Raw genomic sequence first — 24319 nt, forward strand, 5'->3', positions numbered from 1 at the left:
AAATTAAGATAGAAAAATCAGGCAGTGTATCAAAGATACACTGCCTGATATGTTATGTTATAAACTTCTATACAATATCTTCCTCAGATTTTTTAACCTTTTCAGATTTTTTAAATCTATTTTTTAGTTTTTCACTAGCTCCCATAATTATTATATAAAATACCGGAACAAAGAATATTAGTAGTAGTGTTGCAGAAAGCATCCCTCCTGCAGTGGCAGTACCTAGCGACCGACGACTTTCCGCTCCTGCTCCTGTTGCATAGGTCAGAGGTAAAACTCCCAATATAAATGTAAATGCTGTCATCAGTATAGGTCTGAACCTCAAACGGGAAGCTTCAAGGGCTGACTCAACGATAGACATTCCAGAATTGCTTTCCTCTTTTGCAAACTCAGATATCAAAATGGCAGTCTTACATGTCATGGCTATGAGAAGCACGATACCCAACTGGGTATATACATTGACATCCATCTGTCTTACTGACAAGGCAACAACTGTCCCTAAAACAGCTAAGGGAACAGTTAAAACAATGGTGAGAGGAAGAGTCCAGCTCTCATACTGAGCACATAGTACAAGATAGACAAACAGCACTGCCAAACCAAAAATAAACACTATATTTCCTTCGGCGGCCTTTTCCTGATATGACATCCCTGTCCATTCAAATCCCATGGAAGAAGGCAGATTTTCCTTAGCAAGTTCTTCCATAATCTGCATCGCTTCTCCTGAACTTGTGAAACCGGCACCTTGTCCGCTTATACTTGCTGAAGGATACATATTATACCTCGTGATAATCTGAGGACCTACAGCCTCTTCTACAGAAAGAACTGTTCCCATGGGTACCATCTCGCCTTTCTCATTACGCACTTCTAGTTTTTTTATATCTTCAGCTGTTGCTCTGTAGTCAGCACTGGCTTGGGCTCTAACTTGGTAATTACGCCCAAACTGGTTAAAGTCATTGACATATGTAGAACCCAAATTCCCCTGTAGAGTATTAAATATATTAGACAGAGGTATTTTCAAAGTTTTAGCCTGTGTTCTGTCTAAAACGGTTAATAGTTGTGGTACGTTAGCTCTGTAAGTACTATAAACCCTTGTGAGTTTAGATTGTGAATTTGCATTCATAACTATATTCTGAACTGCTTTTTCCAAGTTTGCAGATCCGGCACTGGATCTGTCTTGTACTTGCATCTGGAAACCTCCGGCATTTCCCAGGCCTCTTATTGGTGGAGGTGTAAATACCAGAATTCTGGCTTCTTGAATATCACTTATACTTTTAGATACTTCACCCATAATTTTATCCATGCTGAGTCCAGCCTTTTTACGCTCTTCCCAAGGTTTAAAAACTAACCAGAAAGCAGCATTGTTTGAAGCTGCTGCTCCGTCCATAATAGAATATCCTGAAATGGCTATTCTGTTTTCAAGACCTTCTACCTTTTCTAGACGTTTGGTAATTATATCTACAACAGCCTTGGTTCTAGTAAGAGACGCAGCATCTGGAAGCTGTACATTTATCATGGCGTATCCTAAATCCTCTTTTGGGACGAATCCCTTTGGAAGAGAGTCATATCTCCAAAATACTCCCAATGTTAGAATTATAAAAGCTAGTATCATAATTGCTCCACGTCTTACGACAGAGGTTAGAATTCTTGCATAACCCTTCTGAGTTTTGGAAAAGGCTGAATTAAATGCTCTTGTGAATATATTATGTTTTCTGTTAGGATTCTTTGGTCTTAAAAATATTGCACACAAGGCCGGACTCAAAGTAAGCGCATTTATAGAACTAAATATTGTTGCAGTGGCTATAGTAAGTGCAAACTGTCTGTAAAGTTGTCCTGTTATTCCCCCTAGAAATGCTGTGGGAATAAAAACTGACAGTAAAACAAGAGTTGTAGCAATTACCGGACCGGTTATTTCTTCCATGGCTTTTATAGCAGCATCACGAGGTTCAAGATTATTCTCATCTATATTCCTTACAGCGTTCTCTACAACTATTATCGCATCGTCTACTACTATACCTATCGCCAAAACCAATCCGAAGAGTGATAATGTATTTATACTTACCCCTAAGGCAGCCATTACTGCAAATGTACCTATAAGTGATACAGGAATAGCAATTGTTGGTATCAGAGTAGCCCTCCAGTCTTCAAGAAATAAAAGAATAGTCAGAAAAACTAAGATTACTGATATAAAAAGTGTTTCAATTACTTCATTTATTGAAGACTTTACAAATGTCGTTGTATCAAATGGGATATTAGCTTTCATTCCCTGAGGGAACTTTTGACTTAATTCATCAAGTTTTGCTTTTACACCTTCTGCTACCTTTAAGGCATTGGCTTCTGGCTGCAGAAATACTGCTATGGCTGCTGAAGGTTGGCCATTGAGTTGGTTAGATATATTGTAACTCTGTGATCCAAGTTCAACTCTTGCTATATCTCTGACTCTTATCATTCCTCCGTCAGGTGTTGTTTTAACTATAATATTCTCAAATTCTTCTGTACTGTTTAATTTACCTCTCATATTTACAGTAAACTGAAAATCCTGATCCACAGGTGACGGTTCCTGACCGATCTGACCTGCTGCTACCTGGGTATTTTGTTCTCTGACAGCATTTACAACATCAGTACTAGTAAGTCCTCTCGCTTTCAGCTTGTCAGGATATAGCCATATTCTCATACTGTAGTCCCCGGCACCAAAGACAGTTATACCACCTACACCTTTTATTCTAGACAGCTCATCTTTTATATTAAGAGTAGCATAGTTACTCAGAAAAAGATCGTCATGCATAGAATTTTCTGATGTGAGGCTGGCAAAAAGTAGTATATTTGAAGATCTTTTTTCTGTAGTTACTCCCTGACGCTGAACCTCTTCAGGTAAGGAAGACAAGGCTTGAGATACTCGATTTTGAACTAGGTTTTGGGCCACGTCCATATCTGTCCCAACCTCAAAGGTAACACTCAGTGAATACTGTCCACTGTTAGAACTGTTACTAGACATATAAATCATGTTTTCAACTCCGTTGACCTCTCCCTCTATAGGCTGAGCCACGGTACGTGATATAGTCTCTGCATTGGCCCCTGGATAAACTGCCGATACCTGTATTGTTGGGGGAGCAATTTCCGGATACTGCGCTACTGGAAGAGATTTCATCGTCACAAGTCCAGCAATAACTATTACAATTGATATAACTCCTGCAAAAATAGGACGCTTTATAAAGAATTTACTAAACATTATTTATTCCTCCTAAATAGATTGATTTTCCGTTTTAGGACTTTTATTTTCTGAGTTTTCTTCATCTATAGGAGAAACTTCACGTCCTGGATAAGCCATCTGAATTCCTTTTACTATTATCCTATCATTTGGCTTTATTCCTGATTTTATTACCCTCATTCCGTCTATGAGATCTCCGATCTCAATGTGCCTGTACTCGACAATATTTTCACTGTTTACAGCTAGAAGATAATACCCTTGCTGGTCTCTTCCGACTATTTGATCTGGTACAAGAAGAGCATTTTTTATGGTTTTTTCGGGTATTTTAATATTGGCAAACATTCCAGGCAAAATACTATTTTTACTGTTTTCAAAGACCCCTCTTACCTGTATATTACCTGTTTCCGGGTTTACTCTGTTATTTATGTAGTCTATTTTCCCTTTGTGAGAAAAATCTTTATTTAATAAGCCTAAGTATATATCAGAAGAATCAGTTTCACCATTTAACAGATCAGAATCTATAATATCTCTTTCATTTACATTGAAATACACGTAGATAGACTCATCTTTTATAATAGTTGCAAGGAGAGTATTTTCTCCTGACCCTATTAGATTTCCTGCATCTACAAGATTTCTGTCGATACGTCCGCTTATAGGTGCATGTATTGTAGTATAAGACAGATCAAGCTCTGCAGTTTGCACTGCAGCTTTTGCAGATTTTATGGCAGCCTTTGCCACCTCAACATCAGCCCTTGCCTGGATAACACTTACTTCACTTACTGCACGCTCTTTATAAGCCATTTCCATTCTCTGAAAAGTTGCTTCAGCAGCATTAAGTTTTGATATTTCTATTGCCAATTGTGCTTTTGCTTCTCCAAGTTTCGCCTTATAAGGACGCTGATCTATAACAAATAGCAGATCCCCTTTCTTTACAAACGAACCGGGCTTAAACATTACTTTTTCTAAGTATCCCTCTACTCGTGGTCTTATTTCTACTGAATCCATTGCCTCAGTAATTCCAGTAAATTCCAAATAATTTGTAACATTTTTCTGTATAGGTTTATTTACTGTCACCTTAGCAGGAGGCGGCGGAGAATAAGTATTTTCTTTTTTACATCCGGTAAAAAGTGTCCCCATAATGAGAAGTGTAAAAATCAGGGTATAAATTTTTCTGTTTTTAGAATCCATATAAATGCTCCTTTTAAATTGTATTTTTAATATTTAGAATCTATTTTTGATTTTTTACAATAGAATCAGGATTCCATCCTCCACCTAGGGCTGCATAAAGACGTACAAAGTCTTCTGCACTGTCTCCTCTAGCTTGGGCTAACCTGTCTTCAGAAGTAAACTGACTTAATTGTGAATTTAAAACATTTTCAAAATCTACAAGCCCCTGTTTATAGAGGTTAAGAGAAAGCTTTACTGTTTTTTTAGATGCTTCCACTGTCTTTTCTAAATGTTTTAGACGCATACTGTCTTCTGTATATGCTGTCATTGTATTCTCCGCTTCATTTAGTGCATTAAGTACTATGCTCTCATACTGAAGAGCTTTTTGACGTACAATTGCATCCTGCACGTCGATTTGATTCAATATACTTCCCCCGGAAAATATATTCCATCTCAAAGAAGGCCCTATTGAAAAATAATTTCCTCCTGAACTAAATAAATTTCCACTTGATACTGATTGATATCCAAACGACCCAGAAAGAGAAAACTGCGGATAAAGGTCTGCCTTGGCAATACCTACACGAGCTGTTTCTACTGCTAATTGACGCTCTGCACTTCTGATGTCAGGACGTTGTCTCAGAATGTCTGCAGGGACCCCTATAGCCGCATCTGCAGGAGGCACAGGTATTGATTTTTTTTCAGACATCAACTGGTTTAGTTCTCCAGGATTTCGTCCTAGTAAAACAGCCATGGTGTTTATAGCTTCTGACAACTGTATTCTAAGAGGTGGCACAGTAGCTTCAGAACTGGCGAGAGCCTGTTCCGCCTGAGCTACTTCTAGAGCTGTGGCCAACCCATACTTAAATCTTGATTCTGTTATCCTCAAAACTTCTCTCTGAAGCTCTATATTTGAATTTGAAGCCTCTAGCCTAGCCTGATAAGTTCTTATTTTTATATAGTTAAGGGCTATTCTGGAGTTAATTGATATCCTCACATCATTTCTATCTTCCTGAACCACTTCATAATTGGCTTTGGCAGCCTCTATACTCCGCCTCACACGGCCAAAAAGATCTATCTCCCATCCAGCCTCTAAGCCCAGTGCTTTATAGGTATTTGTAGTTCCTGTATATCCAGCATTTTCACTGGTTTTTTGTCTAAGAAGGTCTCCTTCTACACCTATTGAAGGGTATCTTTCACCTGTTACCACACCCAACCTAGACCGGTATTCATCTACACGTGCCATAGCTTCTTTTAAGTCTAGGTTACTGACTGATGCTTCTTTTATGAGTTCATCTAACATGGGATCATCAAATAATTCCCACCACTGTTCAGACAACCTATTTTCATTATTAAAATTTACTGACTTTTCTCCGTTCCATTTTTCCGGTACTTTTACCTTTGGCGAGACATAGTCAGGTCCCACAGCAGTACATCCAGTAAAAACCAGTACAGCTGACAAGGTCAAGGCTGCAGGTAATTTTTTTAATCTCAGCTTTTCTTTTCCCCTCATTCTTTTCAACTCCGATATTTTAATTTTTTATCTATTCAAAATTTTTTGAAAACTAAATTTAGTTAATTTTTAACTAACTATTTTTATAAAAAAAATCAACCAAATAGTTTTATAAATAGTTTTATAAAACTATTCACTTCTTCATCTGTTAGAGAATCAAGTCTTTCCTCTGCAAATTTTTCTGCTGCCAGTTCTTTTAACTTCACTATTTTTTTGCCTTTTTCAGTAAGCTTTATGTAAAAAACTCTTTTATCTAATTCACTCTGACCCCTGTAAACACATCCAAGCGTTGTTAGTTTATTGATAATTTCAGTGACTGAAGGCTTTGTTATGTTTAATATTTCTGACAGTTCACTAGATGTCATGTTTGGAGTTTTATCAATCAAGGTCAGATAGTGAAATTGTTTTATCTGCATATCATATGAACCTAGTTCTTTAGAAGTTTCTATACTGCACTTAGACAACTCATTATAAAATTTTATTATTAGATTTGTTAACTCTTCTTTTTTATACATAAAAACCTCTTTTGAAAATTTTGTTAGTTTCAAACTAAATAAATTAAAGATTATCACTTTTAATTTAGCATGTCAAACTTTTTATAAAAAAGGTCCGTAACCTGCCAAACACAGGAAACGAACCCTTAATAATTAATCTTATAAAATTTTATTCAACCATTTTCTTTATGTCATTTGCAATAAACTGGGCTTTTGCTCCAAATATCGCCTGAACTCCGTTTTTACCAACCTTTAATACTCCAGCTGCCCCTAACTTCTTGAGTTCTTCTTCATTTACTGTAGCGGTATCTTTCACTTCCACTCTGAGTCTTGTGATACAAGCGTCTGTAGAGACTATATTCTCTTTTCCACCTAGAGCTGATATTACAAGAACGGCAACTTCATTTTCAGATAATTTTATCTCACTGGCTGCCTCTTCTTCCTCTTCTCTTCCTGGTGTCTTCAAGTTAAACTTCTTGATGAAGAATGTAAACAGCATATAATAAACTACAAAGTATACTGCCCCTACTACGATAACTAAATACCAAGGTGTTTTATTTGGAAGAACTCCGAAGGAGATAAAGTCGATTAACCCTCCTGAGAATGTCATTCCTATTCTTACATTTAACATGTTCATTAGCATAAATGAAGTAGCTGCTAACACACAATGCACTCCGTACAATACCGGTGCAACAAATAAAAATAAGAACTCAATAGGTTCTGTGATTCCTGTAAGGAAAGATGTAAGTGCTGCAGATAGCAGTATTCCTCCTGCTATTTTTTTCTTAGATGGCTTTGCCTGTTTGTACATTGCAAGAGCCGCTCCAGGAAGTCCAAACATCATAAATGCAAACTTTCCTGTCATATATGCTCCTGTGCTTCCAAAACTAGCCACATTGTCTTGAAGTTTCGCAAAGAATATAACCTGGTCTCCTCTGAATACCTGACCTAAAGAGTTTGTCCACTCTCCAAATTCAAACCAAAACGGAGAATAGAATATGTGATGAAGACCAAAGGGTATAAGTGCTCTTTCAATTAGTCCAAATACAAATGTTGAGAAGGCTGTTGGATTCTCTCCGATTACTGCAAGTGAGGCCAATCCAAGTTGAATTGGTTTCCACACATATGGAAATACCAGTCCCACAAAGAAAGATAAAAATGCGGTAGCTATAGGTACAAATCTTTTTCCAGAGAAAAACCCTAGGTAAGCTGGAAGTTCTATTTTATTAAATCTTTTATAGATCATGGCTCCGATTACCCCTGCAAGGATACCACCAAAGACTCCAGTCTGAAGTGTCGGTATCCCCATAACCTGTGCAAACGCCTTATTTCCTAGCTCTATCTCTGCTGCCGCACCTGTGGTTACACCCATAACTGTATTCATAATTAGTAGTGATACTATAGCTGCAAGCCCTGCTACACCATCTCCACCTGCTAGTCCGATAGCAGACCCTACTGCAAAGAGTAATGGTAAATTAGCAAATATTACTCCACCTGCAGCTGCCATCAAGGTAGAATTTAATACATTCGGTTGTCCAAAAGCAAGTAATAATCCTGCTGCAGGCAGTATGGCAACCGGTGTCATCAAAGCTTTACCTATCTTTTGTAGTTGTGCAAATCCTTTCATCTTTACCTCCTATTTATTTTTCAACTTAACTTTCATTAACAAATCCCCGACTTTTACATCTCCAGAAGCCACAATTTTTAAGTCTTCTACTTCATCCATTGAATTTATTACTACAGGTGTTATCACAGACTTAGCATTTTCTTTTATAAATTCTAAGTCATATTTTACAAGCTCATCTCCCGGTTGAACCTTGGCTCCCGTTTTCCCTACTCTTTGAAAACCTTCTCCACCTAGTTTCACAGTGTCTATCCCAAAATGCACTATGAGCTCTAAGCCTTTTTCTGTTTCAAAACTAACAGCATGATTTGTGTCAAATATATCAACTTCTCCTGCGACTGGTGAGTAAACCGATCCTTCACTAGGATCTATGGCACATCCGTCACCTATCATCTTTTGTGCAAAGGCCTCATCAGGAACCATTGAAATGTCCAAAACCTTACCGTTTAGTGGAGAATAGATCTCTATCCATTCTTCCTCTTTTTTCTTTTTAAAAAAATCAAATAAACCCATATTGACTCTCCTTTCTTCGTTTTTAAATTTATTTTCAAAAATATTATCTACAACTTATGTTCTATACAATATTAAGTATTCATTCAAATAAAATAAAAATATTTTTCTAAAAATTTGATCTAGTTTTTTGAGCCATTTTTTTGTTCCTGTTTTGAAGTTTGTTTTATATTTGCTTTATATGTTTCATTTTGATCTTTATTATCCTTATTTCGTTATACTAACATAATATCCCCCAAAAGATTTTTTGTCAATATTTTTTTCAAAAAAAATGAGCCTTTTTTCAAAATTTTGATTTATTAAAAATAATAATACTATATTCGTATATTTGACTTTTTTTAATAAAAATAGTAGTATCATAGTAAGTTTTATAAAGGAAAGGGGTATAGTTTTGGGAACTAAAAAGGGACTTTCTAAAGAAAGATATAAGATCATAGAGCCTTTTTTTAAAAAAAGAAAAAAAGCTCAAAGATATTGAAAATGAAAAAAATATATCCTATGCCACGTTGAAAAGATGGGTAAAAGCATACAAAGAGAACGGTATAGAAGGGCTCATAAAAAAAGAAAGAAAAGATAAGAATCAGTATAGAAGCCTTGATGAAAAAACCTATGAGTTTATTAAAGAATCTTATGAAAAAAATCCAGATATTAAAATAAGCAGCCTTTATGAGAAATGCTGTAAATTTATAAAAACTTTTAGTGATAACACCATAAGTTACCATACTGTTTACAGAGCTGTAAACAATCTAGATGATTTTGTAAAAAATCACGCCTCCATAAACATAGAAAAAATAAAAAAGAAACACCAGGCCTATAGAATTGTTCAGACACCTTTAAACATAAATATAAGAGATTTTCGACAAAATTCCATAAAAAAACCTTATCTTTATCTGATTTATGATATATCTACTAATGATATCTTAAATTATTACCTCAGTTTTACCAAATTAGATCTCAAAAAATCCGCCGCCTTTTTAAGAGACACAATCATAAAAAATTATAAGCCCAATGAAAATTTCTTTATAAAGCCTCAAAATCTTTTGATCGACTCTTTTGAAATAAAAAACAAAAGAAAGATAGAACAGATAAAAGAAATATTGGATATAAAAATAGAAAATTATTATGAACCAAATAAAGATATGGAAAAATTTATCAATTTTCTCAAATCAGATTTAAAAAATCTTTTGAAAGAAACTCATTTTACAAACTCTTTACATGATTTAGATAAGATTTTGTACTCTTATATTTTTATGAATAATATCAAAAATTTGAATGATGAAAGCCCCTTTTCTTCTTCAGGAATATTAAAAGATATTGATAAATTAGATATTTTGTTGGGAAGTGCTAAAAGAAAAGTTCAGGAATACGGGATAAGATTCAGAAATGGAATATATCGAAATCCAGATTTAAAACAACATACGGGAAATATTCTGGATATAAAATACAATGTCAACGACCTAAAAGAAATAAAGGTTTATTTTAAGGGATTTTTTTTATGTATGGCGTATCTTTCTGCTAATGAAAATTTCTAATAACAGAAAAAGGTCGCTCATGCGACCTTTTTTTATTGACTTTCTTTGACATTGTTTTTTTTCATTTTTATCTTCATAAGAAGGTCTCCTGCCTTTATCTCTCCCCTTGCTAAAACCTCTATACTCTCCACATCATCCATAGAGGTTATTATTATAGGGCTTATGGCTGACTTGGCATTCTCCCTTATGAAATCTAAGTCGTACTTTACAAGTTCATCTCCTATGTGAACAAGACTCCCAGGTTCTCCCAACCTTTCAAATCCCTCGCCGCCAAGATCCACCGTATCTATCCCTAGATGTACTATGATCTCTAAGCCGTTTTCCATCTCAAAGGTCACTGCATGATTAGTGTCAAAAATATCCACCTCTCCCTCTACAGGTGCAAAGACAGAGCCTTCAGAAGGATCTATGGCACATCCGTCTCCTATCATCTTTTTTGAAAAAGCTTCATCTGGAACATCTTCTAGATCCATAACTTTCCCACTTATAGGAGAATATATTTTTACATATTCACAATTTTTCCTGTTCTTTTTTAATAGTCCAAATAATCCCATCAAATTCACCCCATCTGTCCTCTATTGTTATTATATTAACCCAAGCTCACAATAAAAACAACCTTACAAAGCCTTTTTATTTATCCATTAAAATACCGGGATGCACTAGCACCCCGGTATTTATAATCTATTCACACTTTGAGTACCCACAGCTTCTGCAAGAATAGCATCCTCCTGATATCTCAAGTTCTTCCCCGCATTCTGGGCATTTCACCTTGTTCATATCTGTATAACCCTTTTCTCTCTCTATCTCTTGTTTTTCCCTTTTGGCCTTTCTTTCCTGGGCTTTTTCATAATCGTTTAAGCCCATCTCTTTTTCAAATTCCTTTAAAAGATAAAGTATCGCAAGCGGGCATGTATTCCCCTTTGTTAACTCCTCTCCTCTTCCTTTTGCAAGGGCAAAGGACGGACATCCACTTATACCCTCTATAGACCTTTCCATCATAAAGAGGTTTCCACCTAATCTCAACATTGCAGACATATATATTGCCACCGCCTGGATATTCTTCTCGCATCCACCCTGACCGCTTCTTATAACGTATATATCTTGGATAGACTTTGCACTAGGAGAATAACCTATCATTACTTTCAATTTCCCACAACCTATTTTTAGAGCTTTAGGATAGTATATCGTATCCTCCTCTATAGGTTTCATCTCTCCTCTTGGAAGTTCAAGAGTCTTAGGCTCACTTTTTACAGAAAGAATACCCTCTCTTGCACATCCAGCCCTGTAAATTGTCATTCCCTTTAAGCCTTGTTTCCAGGCTTCAATATAGAGATCTTCCACCTCTTCTATAGAGGTCTTATGGACTAGATTTATGGTAGAAGATATACTGGCATCTATCCTTCTCTGCCAGATTCCCTGCATCTTTATCCTGTCAAAAGGATTTAGATTTTGAGCTGTGACAAAATAATCAGGAAGGTCGTTTTCATCCTCTATACCATTTTCATCCATGTAATCCTTGGCTATAGGGGTGAACACCTTGTAAAATACATCCTCTCCGTGAAGACTCTCGGTTTTTCTGGTATAAAAAAATGCAAAATTTGGCTCTATTCCCGTACTTGTTCTAAGCATTGTTCCTATTGACCCTGTAGGGGCTATGGTAAGAAGCTGGGAATTTCTAAGACCGTATTTTTCTATAAGTTCTATTGTTTCATCACTTGCATTATCCTTTAGAAAAGGTGAGGCAAGAACCTTGTCCTTTTTGTATTTCGGAAAACTTCCCTGTTCTTTTGCCAATAGTGCACTGGCTCTCAAAGCATTGTCCACGATTGTTTTAGAAACTTTGTCACAAAACTCAAGGGATTCAGGGGAACCATATTTTAACTTCATATTTATAAGAAGATCCCCTAGTCCTAGTATCCCCAAACCTATCTGTCTCCAGTCTCTTACAGAGTCTCTCTGCTCCTCTAGCGGATGTAGAGGAAGTCCTTCATCAAGTACATCATTTAAAGCCTTTACTCCGTCTCTCACCCTCTCGGCAAGTCTTTCAAAATTAAAAACTTCTCCCTCTATAAAACTTGGCAGAACGATGGATCCTAGTAGACAGCTTCCACCTGGAGGAAGTGGTTCTTCTGCACATGGATTGGTTCCTGCATATTCAAACTCCTCATCCTCACTCAGAAGATTCCAGTTTGATATTGTATCCCAAAACAAAACTCCCGGTTCTGCGAAATTCCAGTTTTGTCTGGCAAGTTCTTTAAATAAAAGCCTTGCGTTGACTTTTTTGGTTATTGTCTCTCCTGTATCCCCTACAATAAATTCAGTCTTAAACATATCGCCTTTTTCCACAGCCTTCATAAACTCATCATTTATTCTCACTGATATATTGGCTTTTTGAATTTTATTTAGGTCCGACTTCACTTTTATAAAATCTTCCACGTCAGGATGATTTACATCTATAGAAAGCATAAGGGCTCCTCTTCTTCCCTTCTGCCCTATTATATCTGTGGTAAGGTTGTAGAGGTCCATAAAAGAAACGGCTCCTGTAGTATGTTTAGCTGAGTTGTTTACCTCAGATCCCTTTGGCCGTAGATTTGAGATATCCACTCCACAGCCTCCACCATATGAAAAGGTCCTTGCAAGTTTTTTTGCAGTTTCAAATATAGACTCGATGTTGTCATCAGGAGGTGTTATCACATAACAATTAGAATAAGTTATCTTTTTACCCACCTTATGAAGGCCCCTGTTAGAAAGAATCCTTCCAGCAAATATAAACTCTTTCTTCCATATCATCTCTTTGACTTTAGGGTCTCCTCCAGCCACTCTGTCTAACCACTGGACAAAAGTTTCTCCGTCAAATTTATATTTTTTCTCCCATATATCTATTCCCAGGGTATTGTCCTCTCCTAACCACTCTTTTATGTTTAAAACATCCATAATTTCTTCATCACCCCATATTGTATTTTTTTAATTTGATCACACTATATATTGTACCTTACAAATAATTTTACCTTACTTTTTGTTTTTTTCAAGTTAATTTTTTTCATTCACTTTTCAACAAGCCATTTTACTCTGTTCATTAAAAAATATTTTTATATAAATATTATAATATCTTTTAATAATTTATTTTTTCTCTTTACTCATTTACTGCTTTAGGTTAATATATATACAACTATTTATATTTTTCGGAGGTATCAATGCGTCAGGTTAGCTACAAAGAAATACTCAAAGAAAAAAATTATATTCTAATTGATGTCCGTACTCCAAAAGAGTATGCTGCAGAAACAATTCCAGGATCGGTTAATATCCCTGTCTTACTAGATAATGAAAGGGTAGAAGTAGGGACAGCATATAAACAGGTGTCAAAAGAGAAGGCAAAAGAACTAGGAATAGAATTTATATCCAAACGACTCCCTGAAGTTTTTCAAGAGATAAATAATCTGGATAAAAAGCACAAGAAACTGATATTTTTATGTGCCAGAGGAGGTATGAGAAGTAGCAGCATGACTGCATTATTCTCCTCACTTGGTTACAAATGCTCCAAACTTACAGACGGATACAAAGGATACAGAAAATTTATATCTGAAGATCTAGAGCGTGTGAACTCGGGTATAAAATATATTGTCCTTCACGGCAGAACTGGAGTAGGAAAAACTAAAATACTACAGCAGTTAGAAAATAAGGGTTACAGTGTTCTAGATCTTGAAAAATATGCTGACCATAAAGGATCAATTTTTGGTGCCATAGGTGAAAAAAGAAAACAGAGCCAAAAAAGATTTGAATCACTTATCTATGAACATCTCAGAGAAAACCACCATAACTATGTCTTGGTAGAAAGTGAAAGCAAAAGAATTGGTGATGTGTATCTTCCTGACACTATCTCAGAATCAATGAAAAGCGGTCTTCATCTTTTTTTAGACACTTCATTAGATCACAGGGTAAAAATCCTTATGGAAGATTATGCCGATGCTTCAGAAGAAGCCATCTTAAATTGTATTGATTTCCTTAAAAAATATATAGGAAAAGAAAAAACCGAAAGTTATTCTGAGCTGACTAAGAGCAATAATTACGCCCAGTTAGCCGGTGAACTTGTAGTAGATTATTATGATCCTTTATATGAAAAAAGTATTAAAAAATGGGAGTTTGAAAGTATCGTAAATTATGAAAATGTTGATGAAGGAGTTCAAGGAATAATAAACTTCCTTGATACTAAGGACTTTTCATAGTCCCTCCATTTCCTAGATCATCAAAAATATTTAATAAGTTCGAAAAAAGGGCTCTGTTCAAGAAATTTTTGAAAGGCTCTTTTTTTAATAAGCTTTGAATTAAATTATTGAGTTTATCGGGATTCGTTACTTTTCTCTTGAAAGAAAAGTAACCAAAAGTTCAAGAATTTTCAAATGTCTAAAAAGTAGATATTTATTTTATCGCCTTTGTAAGCTACAGTCCTCGGTTCCCTGCGGAACTTATTCTGTAGGACGGCTGAGTGCAGGTTCTTTCCTGTATAAGCCCTGCGACTTGAAAATTCAAAAACATAAGAACAACGTAATCCTAAATAAAAAGCATGCGCAGAGTTATTCCTTAATTTTTGACTATTCTTAACTCTGATTTTGTCAATGGCAATGGAAAAAGGATAAAAAATATCTCTCGCAAAAGAAATCGTATATAGTTTTCGTTTTAACTCTGTGAAGCTCTCTCTTTTTCTCTGTGGTCTCTGTGGCCAAAATCTTTTGTCCTTATTCGTGTTAATTTTTTTTCCTTAAATTGATTTTCATTCGTGACGAAATCTTTTGATTCTAATATTCTTATAAAGTCAGTAATTTATTCAGACATAAAAAAAGAAAGACTCCCTAAAGAATCTTTCTAAATTTAAATATTTTTATTCATACTTTATATTTTAATCTAAATTTTTGAATTTTCGCAAGGTTAAGGAGAACTTCTCTTTTCCTTAACACAAACAATCGAAACACTTGTCAAAAAGAAAGCCCCTCCGATAAAAAAATTACCTTCCTGTCCAACAACTATAGATACAAATCACTACTATATTAAAAAAATATATCAAGCACTTTTTCTTCTGGCTTTTTACCTACAAGTGAGCCCAAAATAAATGCAGTTAAAGATATTAATATAACAGGAACTATTTGATGCATGCCCATAGGTTTTATCTTACTGATGGTAAAGTAAAAATATGATCCCACTCCTGTAAGCATAGAAGCTATTGCTCCTGTTGAGTTTGCCTTTTTCCAATAAAGTCCTAGTACTATAGGGCATAAAAATGCTGCTTCAAGGCCTCCGAAGGCAAAAAGGTTTATCCATACCAAAAGTTTCGGTGGATTCATAGAAAGTAGAAAAACTATAATTCCCACTGTAAGAGATGTAAAAAGTGTGAGTTTCTTTATTTTTTTGTCATCGGCATCTTTATTTATATAGTGGATGTACAAATCCTTTACAATGGCCGCTGAGGACAGGATGAGCATAGAGTCAACTGTGGACATTGTAGCTGCTAGAGGACCTCCTATAAATATTCCGGCCAGTATAGGGGGCATATTTCTCAAGGCAAGTGTCGGTATTATTTTATCTCCCACATCTATTCCAGGAGCTACTGCTGCTCCCATAACTCCTATAAGGTGCATTCCTATCATCAAAAATCCTACCACAAAGGTTCCAACTATCATAGCCCTATGCATAGATTTTGAATCTCTGAATCCCATACATCTTATTGTAGTCTGCGGGAGTCCTAGTACTGCCACACCTACTAGCATCCAAAATGATAAAATAAAAGGTTTTGCTATGGCTCCCCCAGAAGTGGGAGTCAGGAGATCTGGATTTGTTTTCATCAGTCCCTGCATTATATTTTCCATGCCTCCGCCGTTTTTCAATATTGCAAAGAATAGAAAAGTAGTAGCAACCATCATCATTATTCCCTGAATTGCGTCAGTTAGAGCTACAGCCCTAAAACCTCCTAAAGTCGTGTATATTATAACCACTACACCAAAAAGCAAAAGGCCGGTGTGGTATGAAAGGCCGGTTACAGTTTCAAAAAGTCTGGCACCTCCGATAAACTGAGCTATTATAGAGGCTGCGAAAAATACAAGTATGGCTATAGAGGATAGTATAACCACAGTATCGCTTTTGTACCTAGCTCTGAGATAATCTGTTATGGTTACTGCTCCTATTTTCCTGGATATTATAGCAAATTTTTTCCCCAATATTCCCAATGTGAGAAAGGCCGTAGGAGTCTGTATGCAGGCTAACAGCACCCATCCCAAACCTAATTTATAAGCCACACCAGGTCCTCCTACAAAAGAACTGGCACTGGCATAAGTTGCAATTAAAGTCATAGCGAGGACAAAGCCTCCCATATTTCTGCTTCCTATAAAATACTCCTCTATAAAGTTGACTTCTCCTGAGTGTTTTATTTCGTTTGTTTTATATGCTATAAACAGCATTACTGCAAGATAAATTACTAAAGGTATCAGTATCATTATGTTATTCATTATTCCTCCTAGTCAAAGTCAACTTCTTTAAAAAATATCTTAATTGCAAAGTATACAAGGGTGCATATTACAAAAAATCCCACTATACACGAATAAAAAAACCATTCTGGAAGTCCCATTATGAATTTGTATTCCATAGGATTTTTATCCCCCATACCATAGGCAAAAAAATACCACCATGCAAAATAAACCAAATAAAGGATTACTGTTACCGTAGCTTCTTTTCTTATCTGTTTGTTCCTCTCTCTCATCTGTCCTCCCTACAAATATTATCTGGATTTACGAATAAAAATATCGACAAATTAATTTTAACAAAGAAAAATTGAGCTATCCTTTTCCGAGTTTTTTAAGAAGCTCAATCATTATCATCTGTTCCGCTTCTGTGAGCACACCAAAGGCTTTTTTTAAGTTTTCCAAATGCTTATCAAAAACTTCCTCCATAAGTGCAGTACCTTTTGGGCTTATTTTAATAATAAAAACTCTTCTGTCTTTATCGTCTCTTTTTTTAATTATAAGGCCCTCTTTTTCTAGATTATTTATTATCACGGTCATAGTCCCACCGCTAGAAAAAGTCTTTTCTATGACCTCTTTTATTGTAAACTCCCCTCTATGATATAAAAGCTCTAGTACTGAAAACTGTGCCTCTGTTACTCCCTGTTTTTTCATATCAGGGTATATCCTTCTGTTTACCGAGGCATAACATCTTGAAAAAGTCACTAAAAGTTTAAGATTTCTCCATTCGTCTCTATCATATTCTTTATTCATCATAGAAAAAATTATACTACTAATTAGTTTATTTTTCAATAATAAAATAGCTTATTTTTGTATAAAATTTCCTTCTCAATAGTTATAAATTATTACCATGATAAAAACTTTAAAAAAAACTATAATTCTTACATTAATTTTAAATATTTATTATTCTCCAATATAAAAAGAGGCCTAGGCCTCTTTCTAATTTTCTATAAACTTATATTAATTTACCGTGCTTTTCATAACTAGATATTTTTTCTACTTCATTGTGTTCTCCCATAAGAACCACTTTAGGCTGATGAGTATGTGCCTCCTTCTCGTCTACCATACAGTAAGCCATTATGATAATCTTATCATTCTTTTGAACCATTCTCGCTGCTGCACCATTTAAGCATACGATTCCCTTTTCATCTTCTGCAGCTATTACATAAGTTTCAAACCTAGCTCCATTGTTAATATTCACAATATGAACAAGCTCATATTCTCTTATACCTGCTGCCTCCATTATTGTCTTGTCAAGTGTGATACTACCTACATAATCAAGTTCTGCCTGAGTTACTGTGGCTCTGTGAATTTTCCCTTTTAAAAGTTGGATTTGCATTTTCACTCTCCTATTATCATATTATCTATAAGTCTTGTCTTCCCTATAAAAACCGCTGTTGCCGCAAGTGCTTTTTCTTTTACTACATCTATTTTTTCTAAGGTATCAGGATCTACTATTTCAAAATAGTCAATCTTTGCAATATCCATTGTAGATATTTTTCTAGATGCTTCTTTCTTAAGTTCCTCTACATCACTAGTTCCCTGATACACCATCTCTTTAATTATATTTAGAGCCTCTATAATAATAAGTGCCTTTCTTCTTTCCTCTTCAGAAAGTTTTGCGTTACGGGAACTCATTGCAAGCCCGTCTTCCTCTCTAACAATTGGACACCCTATGATTTCTACAGGAATATTTAGGTCCTTGGTAAATCTTTTTATTATAGCTAACTGCTGAAAATCTTTTTCTCCGAAGTAAGCTCTGTCTGGTGTAACTATCAAAAATAGCTTTGTAACTACAGTACAAACACCTCTAAAATGACCTGGCCTTGTAGCTCCACATAATTCTTTATCAAGACCCTCTATATCCACTAGAGTAGCAAATCCATCAGGATACATCTCCGCAGCAGTAGGAGCAAATATAATATCCCCTCCTGCACCTGCAATTAGTGCTTTATCCCCTTGAAGATTACTCGGATATGTTTCCAAGTCATTTTCGTTGTCAAACTGCTTGGGGTTGACGAATACACTCACAACAACCCTGTCATTTTCTGACGACGCCTTTTCTATTAGACTCTTATGTCCAGCGTGAAGATAGCCCATGGTAGGTACAAATCCCACAGAAAGTCCGTTACTTTTCCATTCATTAACTTTTTCCTTGATTTCACTGATGCTTCTTAGAACTTCCATTCTATCCTCCTAGTAAAGCTTTTCAAGAACTTCATCTTTTATTCCGAAAGTGTGCTCCTTTGCAGGAAAGGTTCCATCTCTCACTTCTCTAACGTAAGCTTCTAGACCTTCCCTCATTACTTTCCCTACATCTGCAAAGGTCTTTACAAATTTTGGCTTAAAATCCCCGTACATGTTGAGCATATCCTGGATCACAAGAACCTGTCCGTCACAGACATTTCCAGAGCCTATTCCTATAGTAGGAACAGAGACACTTTCACTTACAATCTTGGCTAGTTTTTCCGGCACACATTCTAAGACTATTGCAAAGACACCTGCTTCTTCAAGTGCTTTTGCATCTTTTATCATCTGTTTGGCTTCTTCTTCACTCTTGCCTTGTACCTTGAATCCTCCAAACACATTTACTGACTGAGGGGTAAGCCCTAGGTGACCCATAACTGGAATTTGTGCTTTTACTATGGCCTTTATTTTTTCCACCATATCAACTCCACCCTCTAGCTTCACAGCATGGGCTCCTGTTTCCTTTATCAATCTACCTGCATTTGCCACTGCTTCTGGTGTGGTATTGTGGTATGACATAAAGGGCATATCCAAAATAACTAAGGTGTTGTCCACTCCTCTCATCACAGCCTTCCCGTGATGAATGATATCTTCTAAGGTAACAGAAAGAGTCGAATCATATCCTAGACACACCATTCCGAGGGAATCTCCCACAAGAATGGCTTCTACTTCTGTTTCATCTATGATCCTTGCTGTCGTATAATCATATCCGGTGACTACCGAAAGCTTCTTTCCCTTTTCCTTTGAATTTCTGAAGCTTACTACTGTGTTTTTCATTCTTCCTCCTCTAAGAGTTTTTTTATTTCGCTGTAATCTCTGTCGTTGTCTTTCAATATTTCTAAAAGCTCCAGGGATGCTGCCTTATAAAGTTTCTTTTCAACTCCATGCTGCACTTCAAGGTGCTTCAAAATAGTGTCAATGTCTCCCCTCTCAAGAGGTCCTGTTATAGACCTAGAGGTGCCTTTTTCTTTTATATTTTCAATGGTCTTCTCTATTATAGGAAATATTATCTCTTTTCCAGCTTCAAGACCCGATTTTTCTATATTTTCTATTGCTCTATGGATTACAGATATTAAAAGATTTGATGCAAATACTCCTGCAAGATGATAGTTTACTTTTTTATCCGGAGAAATAGCAAACTTATTATTGGGAAGTTTTTCTAAAAAATATTTAAACTTTTCTAAATCCCCCTCTATAGTTAGGGGCATTTTCTCCATTTTTTCTATCTCTGTGTCTCCTCCTGCAAAAGTCATCATAGGATGGATTGACATGACCTTGCAATTCCTCTCCCTAGCTCCTGAAAAGACTTGACTAGAAAGTGCTCCACTGGTATGAACAACCAGCTTATCTTTTATTTTATAAGTTAAAAGGTTTTCCCAGACGGAATTTATAACTCCATCAGGTACAGTTACAAATATAATGTCACTTTGGTCAATTATCTCTCTATAATTTTGAAAAACAATAGTTTCAGTTTCTGCTGCTGCTTTATCTGCTAAAGATTTTGATATATCAAAATAACCGACAACTTTTAAATTTTTATTCACAAAATATCTTCCAAGAGATAAACCTATTTTTCCAGCCCCTATAAAAGAGATTTTCACTCTATTCCTCCCAACATTTTTACTGAGATATAATACTAGCTAGTATAATATCCTTATACAGATGATAATACTAACTAGTATATTGTGTCAACAAAATTTTATTTATAAAGTATATATTCTGTTTAAAAGTTGTATATATTTTGTTTATATATTCTTTTAAAAGCTCAATTTTTCAAGGACAATAACTGATAAGATTAATTATATTTTTTTCTCACTGGGTAATTTTTTTAAATATTTGTAAAAAATTTGATGCCGCCTCAGATAAACGTCGATCTCTGACCCAGACTATAGATGTGCCTGTTTCTAAGGAAAATTCTTCTATCTCTTTGTATTCTAAATTCATGAGATTTACAAACTCTTTAGAAGATTTTGGGACTACTCCCACACCCATTCCTATATCTACCCAGGACAATATCGTCCTAGTGTCCTCACTTTCACATAGTATTTTTGGACTGTATCCCTTCTGCTGGCAGGTTTTTATTATCATTTTTTCAAATCTTCTGTCTAGTATAAGTGGGAGGTCCTTTAGGTCATCTGCATTTAATTTTTTCTTATCCCAAATGAAAACTCCCTTAGGTTTTGTAACTGCGATCATTGGCTCGTTTGGAAGTTGTATAGAATCAAAATTTTCAGAATTAAAGGGAGTCCTCACTATTCCAAGCTCTATTACTCCATTTTTGAGAAATTCCAATATTCTATTGGTATTCCCCTCTCTTATGTCAAAACTTGTATCTGGGTAGGCCTCGTGATACTCTTGGATAAATTTAGGGTATATGATTCCCATAGATGATGCAACTACCCCCATAGAAAGAGTTCCTGTAAACCCCTCTCTGAAATTCTTTATATCTTTTACAGTTTTATCAAAGAGTTCTATTATCTGCTCTGACCTTGTTTTTAACATTTCTCCAGCTTCTGTTATCTCTAGTTTTCTAGTGCTTCTTTCTAATAATTTTACACCTAACTCCTCTTCCATGAGTTTTAGCTGATAGCTCAGTGGAGGTTGTGCCATATGAAGTTTTTCTGCTGCCTTTGTTATGTTCCCCTCTTCTACTATTGCCATAAAATACTTGAGCTGTCTTATATCCATTTATTTCATCTCCTTAATTGATATTTAAAAAGTATCAATTAGATACTTTTTAAATATTTTTTGTATTAATCTTTTTTAGGTATAATATACCAACAATAGATTAATTTGATAAGTTTTTTTTATTAAGTAAAACAAAGGAGATGATTAAAGGTGAAAACAGTAGGCATTTTAGGAGGAATGGGTCCCCTTGCAACTTCCGACTTATTCAATAAAATTGTAACACTTACTGATGCAAAGGATGACAATGATCACATTCATATAATTTTAAATAACTACCCGATTATCCCAGACCGGACAAACTATATTCTAGGAAATGGTGAAAACCCGGTAAAATATATGTTAGAAGCGGCTTTAAAACTACAAGTAATGGGTTCTGATGTTATCATCATGCCTTGCAATACTGCCCATTATTTCTATAAAGAACTCACAGAGCATCTAACGATTCCCTTTATAAACATGATTGAAGAAACTGCAAAGGAGATAAAAGAGATTGATCCTGAAACAAAAAAAATCTTTCTTTTTTCAACTCAGGGAACATACAAAGCCAAAATATACGACAAAGTATTTGAAAATTATGGCCTAGAAATACTTAGACCTGAAAAGTCTGTTCAAAGTGTTGTAACAGATATTATATACAGCATAAAAAAAGGAGATACAGCTCTTAAAAATATTGATAAAAACATTCTGACTTCATATATCGAGTCTATAGAAGGAAAAAATATAATTCTTGGGTGCACAGAACTTCCCGTTGCCTTTGATATCCTAGGAATCAAAAAAAATTGTATCGACCCTACAAAAATTTTGGCAAAGTCGGCAATACGCTTTGCAGGAAAAAATATAATAGAAGATTGATAGTTTGATTTTACCTGGCTTTCATGCTATAATCCTCCTTATGTAACTATTACAACAATAATTCTTCTATTTTAAAGGAGGTTAAAATGCCTATAGTGATTCCTAAAAAACTACCTGCCTTCGATACTCTCAAAGGTGAAAATATATTTGTGATGAATAAATCAAGAGCTTTTAGTCAGGATATAAGGCCACTGAAAATAGTCATTCTTAACCTTATGCCAAATAAAATAGTGACTGAGACCCAGCTTCTTCGCCTTTTAGGGAATACACCTCTACAAATAGAGATAACACTCTTAAAAACGAGAACTTATGCCTCTAAAAACACGAGTCAGGATCACCTTACTAGCTTTTACAAGACTTTTGAAGATATTAAAAATCACACCTTTGACGGTCTTATTATAACTGGTGCTCCAATTGAACACCTTCAGTTTGAAGATGTTGACTACTGGGAAGAGCTAAAAGAAGTTATGGAGTTTTCAAAATCCAATGTCACATCTACTATGCATATATGTTGGGGTTCTCAAGCTGGACTTTATTATCATTATGGAATACCAAAATTTCCAACAGACAAAAAAATATTTGGAATTTTCAAACATAAAATCTTTAATCTAAAAACTAAAATCACCAGAGGCTTTGACGACGAATTTCTCGTACCACATTCTAGACATACTACTGTTATGAGAGGTGATATCGAGAATGTTCCTGAACTGGAAATCTTGGCTGAGTCAGAAGATGCAGGCATCTGTCTTGTGGCAACTAGAGACAGAAAGCATATTTTCATCAGTGGGCATCTAGAGTATGAAAAGGATACCCTAAAAAGTGAGTATTTTAGAGATTTAGACAAGGGTCGTTCAATTGATATTCCTAAAAATTATTTTAAAGATGATAATCCTGAAAATGATCCTGTAGTTACCTGGAGAGCTCATGCTCACCTTCTTTTTTCAAACTGGCTCAATTACTGTGTTTATCAGGAGACCCCTTATATTTTAAAATAATTTTTTCAAGCAAAAATAATTTTATTAAAAAACACATCTTTAAAAGATGTGTTTTAATTTCTTTTAAAATAAATTTATTTTTACATAAAATTTTTTAAAAATCCAACCCGAAAAACAGTACATATTTGTACCAAGTTCGTTTATTTTGTTTTTTTTAAAAAATTTTAACTTGTAATAATTCCAAATTTTGTGTATTATAATCAAAGTACTCTTTTTATATAAACATAAATTTGTTTTAATGAATTTTTTATTTATGTTTGTTATAAACTATATATACTAAGCAAGTTAATATAGTAACCAATAGAACTCATTTATTTTGATTGTAGCAAAAGAGTTGTATCAGTTACTAAAAAAAATAGTATCACCAGGGAGGATATTTATGTCACACGATGCATCACAAGGAAACCCGGCAGTTGTTGGGTTGGCAGGATTTGGTCTCACGACTATGCTGCTTCAGTTTCACAATGTAGGATGGATGGGATTAGGTCCTGTAGTAGCTTCAGGACTAATCTTCGGAGGTTTAGCTCAGATGATTGCAGGTTTCCAAGAATTCAAATGTGGTAACAACTTCGGTTACAGTGCTTTTGTTTCTTTCGGTAGTTTCTGGATCTCTTTAGGTATTATGTTCCTTTTAAATCATTTTGGTATCTACAAAGCCAGCCATACTGATGTAGGATTTTTCCTAATTGCCTGGACTATGTATACAGCTATCATGACTATTCCGGCTATGAAAATTCACGCTGCGATGGGAACTACTTTTATCCTTCTACTAGTAGGATTTATACTTCTTGATCTTGCACACTTCGGTTACCCGGCATTGACTAAGGTCGCTGGTTACGAACTAATGGCTTGTGCACTTGGAGCTTGGTATATGATGGCCGGAGCTATTTATGCTCAGATTTTTGGAAAACCAGTTTTACCAATGGGAAAACCTTTAATTTAATAGTAATTTAATAATTTTTCATTAGAAAAGGTCAGCCTAATAGGCT

The 24319-nt window shown here is 35.2% G+C and carries 21 protein-coding genes and 1 pseudogene; 5 read left to right on the forward strand and 17 right to left on the reverse strand.

Annotated features, from left to right (window positions below):
- Nucleotides 1–67: 67 nt before the first annotated feature.
- The 6 genes from ILYOP_RS05675 to ILYOP_RS05700 form a co-directional block, all read right to left on the reverse strand.
- Entirely contained in the window at nucleotides 68–3226 is a 3159-nt protein-coding gene (locus ILYOP_RS05675; protein WP_013387576.1) for an efflux RND transporter permease subunit, read from the reverse strand.
- Between the two features lie 12 nt (nucleotides 3227–3238).
- On the reverse strand, nucleotides 3239–4393 hold the full coding sequence (locus ILYOP_RS05680; protein ID WP_013387577.1) for an efflux RND transporter periplasmic adaptor subunit: 1155 nt from the start codon (nucleotides 4391–4393) through the stop codon (nucleotides 3239–3241).
- A 40-nt stretch (nucleotides 4394–4433) separates the two neighbouring features.
- Nucleotides 4434–5882: an efflux transporter outer membrane subunit gene (locus ILYOP_RS05685; RefSeq protein ID WP_013387578.1), complete on the reverse strand. Its 1449-nt coding sequence runs from the start codon at nucleotides 5880–5882 to the stop codon at nucleotides 4434–4436.
- Nucleotides 5883–5977: 95 nt separating this feature from the next.
- Entirely contained in the window at nucleotides 5978–6397 is a 420-nt protein-coding gene (locus tag ILYOP_RS05690; protein ID WP_013387579.1) for a MarR family winged helix-turn-helix transcriptional regulator, read from the reverse strand.
- Between the two features lie 148 nt (nucleotides 6398–6545).
- Nucleotides 6546–8003 (reverse strand): glucose-specific PTS transporter subunit IIBC, encoded by a 1458-nt coding sequence (gene ptsG / locus ILYOP_RS05695; RefSeq protein ID WP_013387580.1) that lies wholly within the window; start codon nucleotides 8001–8003, stop codon nucleotides 6546–6548.
- A 9-nt stretch (nucleotides 8004–8012) separates the two neighbouring features.
- Nucleotides 8013–8513, reverse strand: coding sequence for a PTS sugar transporter subunit IIA (locus ILYOP_RS05700; RefSeq protein WP_013387581.1), 501 nt, complete (start codon nucleotides 8511–8513; stop codon nucleotides 8013–8015).
- Nucleotides 8514–8983: 470 nt separating this feature from the next.
- Between ILYOP_RS05700 and ILYOP_RS05705 the strand changes: the two genes are divergently transcribed.
- Nucleotides 8984–10042, forward strand: a complete 1059-nt coding sequence (locus tag ILYOP_RS05705) for a Mu transposase C-terminal domain-containing protein (protein WP_342633609.1) — start codon at nucleotides 8984–8986, stop codon at nucleotides 10040–10042.
- Between the two features lie 32 nt (nucleotides 10043–10074).
- On the opposite strand, the gene ILYOP_RS05710 is transcribed toward ILYOP_RS05705, so the two are convergent.
- Together ILYOP_RS05710 and ILYOP_RS05715 are read right to left on the reverse strand one after the other, a co-directional pair.
- Nucleotides 10075–10596: a PTS sugar transporter subunit IIA gene (locus ILYOP_RS05710; protein WP_041921012.1), complete on the reverse strand. Its 522-nt coding sequence runs from the start codon at nucleotides 10594–10596 to the stop codon at nucleotides 10075–10077.
- Nucleotides 10597–10723: 127 nt separating this feature from the next.
- The gene (locus ILYOP_RS05715) at nucleotides 10724–12976 is read right to left on the reverse strand and encodes an adenosylcobalamin-dependent ribonucleoside-diphosphate reductase (RefSeq protein WP_013387584.1); all 2253 of its coding nucleotides are present in this window, start codon (nucleotides 12974–12976) and stop codon (nucleotides 10724–10726) included.
- A gap of 260 nt (nucleotides 12977–13236) precedes the next feature.
- Between ILYOP_RS05715 and mnmH the strand changes: the two genes are divergently transcribed.
- Entirely contained in the window at nucleotides 13237–14265 is a 1029-nt protein-coding gene (mnmH, locus tag ILYOP_RS05720; protein WP_013387585.1) for a tRNA 2-selenouridine(34) synthase MnmH, read from the forward strand.
- Nucleotides 14266–15084: 819 nt separating this feature from the next.
- Here mnmH and panF read toward each other — a convergent pair.
- The 9 genes and pseudogenes from panF to ILYOP_RS05760 form a co-directional block, all read right to left on the reverse strand.
- Nucleotides 15085–16536: a sodium/pantothenate symporter gene (panF, locus tag ILYOP_RS05725; protein WP_013387586.1), complete on the reverse strand. Its 1452-nt coding sequence runs from the start codon at nucleotides 16534–16536 to the stop codon at nucleotides 15085–15087.
- A gap of 8 nt (nucleotides 16537–16544) precedes the next feature.
- On the reverse strand, nucleotides 16545–16787 hold the full coding sequence (locus ILYOP_RS05730; RefSeq protein ID WP_013387587.1) for a YhdT family protein: 243 nt from the start codon (nucleotides 16785–16787) through the stop codon (nucleotides 16545–16547).
- 76 nt (nucleotides 16788–16863) lie between these two features.
- Nucleotides 16864–17304: a MarR family winged helix-turn-helix transcriptional regulator gene (locus tag ILYOP_RS05735; RefSeq protein WP_013387588.1), complete on the reverse strand. Its 441-nt coding sequence runs from the start codon at nucleotides 17302–17304 to the stop codon at nucleotides 16864–16866.
- A 199-nt stretch (nucleotides 17305–17503) separates the two neighbouring features.
- Nucleotides 17504–17887 carry an aspartate 1-decarboxylase gene (panD, locus tag ILYOP_RS05740; RefSeq protein ID WP_013387589.1) on the reverse strand — a complete coding sequence of 128 codons (384 nt, stop codon included), beginning with the start codon at nucleotides 17885–17887 and terminating at the stop codon, nucleotides 17504–17506.
- A gap of 2 nt (nucleotides 17888–17889) precedes the next feature.
- The gene (panC, locus tag ILYOP_RS05745; RefSeq protein WP_013387590.1) at nucleotides 17890–18735 is read right to left on the reverse strand and encodes a pantoate--beta-alanine ligase; all 846 of its coding nucleotides are present in this window, start codon (nucleotides 18733–18735) and stop codon (nucleotides 17890–17892) included.
- A 9-nt stretch (nucleotides 18736–18744) separates the two neighbouring features.
- On the reverse strand, nucleotides 18745–19572 hold the full coding sequence (gene panB, locus ILYOP_RS05750; RefSeq protein ID WP_013387591.1) for a 3-methyl-2-oxobutanoate hydroxymethyltransferase: 828 nt from the start codon (nucleotides 19570–19572) through the stop codon (nucleotides 18745–18747).
- The gene (locus ILYOP_RS16260) at nucleotides 19569–20066 is read right to left on the reverse strand and encodes a DUF2520 domain-containing protein (RefSeq protein WP_425364870.1); all 498 of its coding nucleotides are present in this window, start codon (nucleotides 20064–20066) and stop codon (nucleotides 19569–19571) included. The genes panB and ILYOP_RS16260 overlap by 4 nt, the downstream gene beginning before the upstream one ends.
- Nucleotides 20064–20402, reverse strand: a pseudogene (locus ILYOP_RS16265) (NAD(P)-binding domain-containing protein); the annotation flags it as partial. The pseudogene ILYOP_RS16265 and the gene ILYOP_RS16260, both read right to left, overlap by 3 nt.
- A gap of 205 nt (nucleotides 20403–20607) precedes the next feature.
- Entirely contained in the window at nucleotides 20608–21483 is an 876-nt protein-coding gene (locus ILYOP_RS05760) for a LysR family transcriptional regulator (RefSeq protein ID WP_013387593.1), read from the reverse strand.
- A 150-nt stretch (nucleotides 21484–21633) separates the two neighbouring features.
- Between ILYOP_RS05760 and cuyB the strand changes: the two genes are divergently transcribed.
- The 3 genes from cuyB (at nucleotide 21634) to ILYOP_RS05775 (ending at nucleotide 24273) form a co-directional block, all read left to right on the forward strand.
- Nucleotides 21634–22335 carry a cysteate racemase gene (gene cuyB, locus ILYOP_RS05765; protein ID WP_013387594.1) on the forward strand — a complete coding sequence of 234 codons (702 nt, stop codon included), beginning with the start codon at nucleotides 21634–21636 and terminating at the stop codon, nucleotides 22333–22335.
- An 86-nt stretch (nucleotides 22336–22421) separates the two neighbouring features.
- The gene (metA, locus tag ILYOP_RS05770; protein ID WP_013387595.1) at nucleotides 22422–23330 is read left to right on the forward strand and encodes a homoserine O-acetyltransferase MetA; all 909 of its coding nucleotides are present in this window, start codon (nucleotides 22422–22424) and stop codon (nucleotides 23328–23330) included.
- Between the two features lie 334 nt (nucleotides 23331–23664).
- A complete protein-coding gene (locus tag ILYOP_RS05775; RefSeq protein WP_280985348.1) occupies nucleotides 23665–24273 on the forward strand; it encodes an acetate uptake transporter in 609 nt (202 codons plus the stop codon).
- Nucleotides 24274–24319: the final 46 nt, after the last annotated feature.

The sequence above is a fragment of the Ilyobacter polytropus DSM 2926 genome (genome assembly GCF_000165505.1).
Classification (GTDB): Bacteria; Fusobacteriota; Fusobacteriia; order Fusobacteriales; family Fusobacteriaceae; genus Ilyobacter; species Ilyobacter polytropus.

What these genes read in the sequence shown, in the direction of transcription:
- ILYOP_RS05675 (WP_013387576.1), bottom strand. Translation starts at nt 3,226, where the DNA reads ATGTTTAGTAAATTCTTTATAAAGCGTCCTATTTTTGCAGGAGTTATA.
- ILYOP_RS05680 (WP_013387577.1), bottom strand. Translation starts at nt 4,393, where the DNA reads ATGGATTCTAAAAACAGAAAAATTTATACCCTGATTTTTACACTTCTC.
- ILYOP_RS05685 (WP_013387578.1), bottom strand. Translation starts at nt 5,882, where the DNA reads ATGAGGGGAAAAGAAAAGCTGAGATTAAAAAAATTACCTGCAGCCTTG.
- ILYOP_RS05690 (WP_013387579.1), bottom strand. Translation starts at nt 6,397, where the DNA reads ATGTATAAAAAAGAAGAGTTAACAAATCTAATAATAAAATTTTATAAT.
- ptsG (WP_013387580.1), bottom strand. Translation starts at nt 8,003, where the DNA reads ATGAAAGGATTTGCACAACTACAAAAGATAGGTAAAGCTTTGATGACA.
- ILYOP_RS05700 (WP_013387581.1), bottom strand. Translation starts at nt 8,513, where the DNA reads ATGGGTTTATTTGATTTTTTTAAAAAGAAAAAAGAGGAAGAATGGATA.
- ILYOP_RS05710 (WP_041921012.1), bottom strand. Translation starts at nt 10,596, where the DNA reads ATGGGATTATTTGGACTATTAAAAAAGAACAGGAAAAATTGTGAATAT.
- ILYOP_RS05715 (WP_013387584.1), bottom strand. Translation starts at nt 12,976, where the DNA reads ATGGATGTTTTAAACATAAAAGAGTGGTTAGGAGAGGACAATACCCTG.
- mnmH (WP_013387585.1), top strand. Translation starts at nt 13,237, where the DNA reads ATGCGTCAGGTTAGCTACAAAGAAATACTCAAAGAAAAAAATTATATT.
- panF (WP_013387586.1), bottom strand. Translation starts at nt 16,536, where the DNA reads ATGAATAACATAATGATACTGATACCTTTAGTAATTTATCTTGCAGTA.
- ILYOP_RS05730 (WP_013387587.1), bottom strand. Translation starts at nt 16,787, where the DNA reads ATGAGAGAGAGGAACAAACAGATAAGAAAAGAAGCTACGGTAACAGTA.
- ILYOP_RS05735 (WP_013387588.1), bottom strand. Translation starts at nt 17,304, where the DNA reads ATGATGAATAAAGAATATGATAGAGACGAATGGAGAAATCTTAAACTT.
- panD (WP_013387589.1), bottom strand. Translation starts at nt 17,887, where the DNA reads ATGCAAATCCAACTTTTAAAAGGGAAAATTCACAGAGCCACAGTAACT.
- panC (WP_013387590.1), bottom strand. Translation starts at nt 18,735, where the DNA reads ATGGAAGTTCTAAGAAGCATCAGTGAAATCAAGGAAAAAGTTAATGAA.
- panB (WP_013387591.1), bottom strand. Translation starts at nt 19,572, where the DNA reads ATGAAAAACACAGTAGTAAGCTTCAGAAATTCAAAGGAAAAGGGAAAG.
- ILYOP_RS16260 (WP_425364870.1), bottom strand. Translation starts at nt 20,066, where the DNA reads ATGTCAATCCATCCTATGATGACTTTTGCAGGAGGAGACACAGAGATA.
- ILYOP_RS05760 (WP_013387593.1), bottom strand. Translation starts at nt 21,483, where the DNA reads ATGGATATAAGACAGCTCAAGTATTTTATGGCAATAGTAGAAGAGGGG.
- metA (WP_013387595.1), top strand. Translation starts at nt 22,422, where the DNA reads ATGCCTATAGTGATTCCTAAAAAACTACCTGCCTTCGATACTCTCAAA.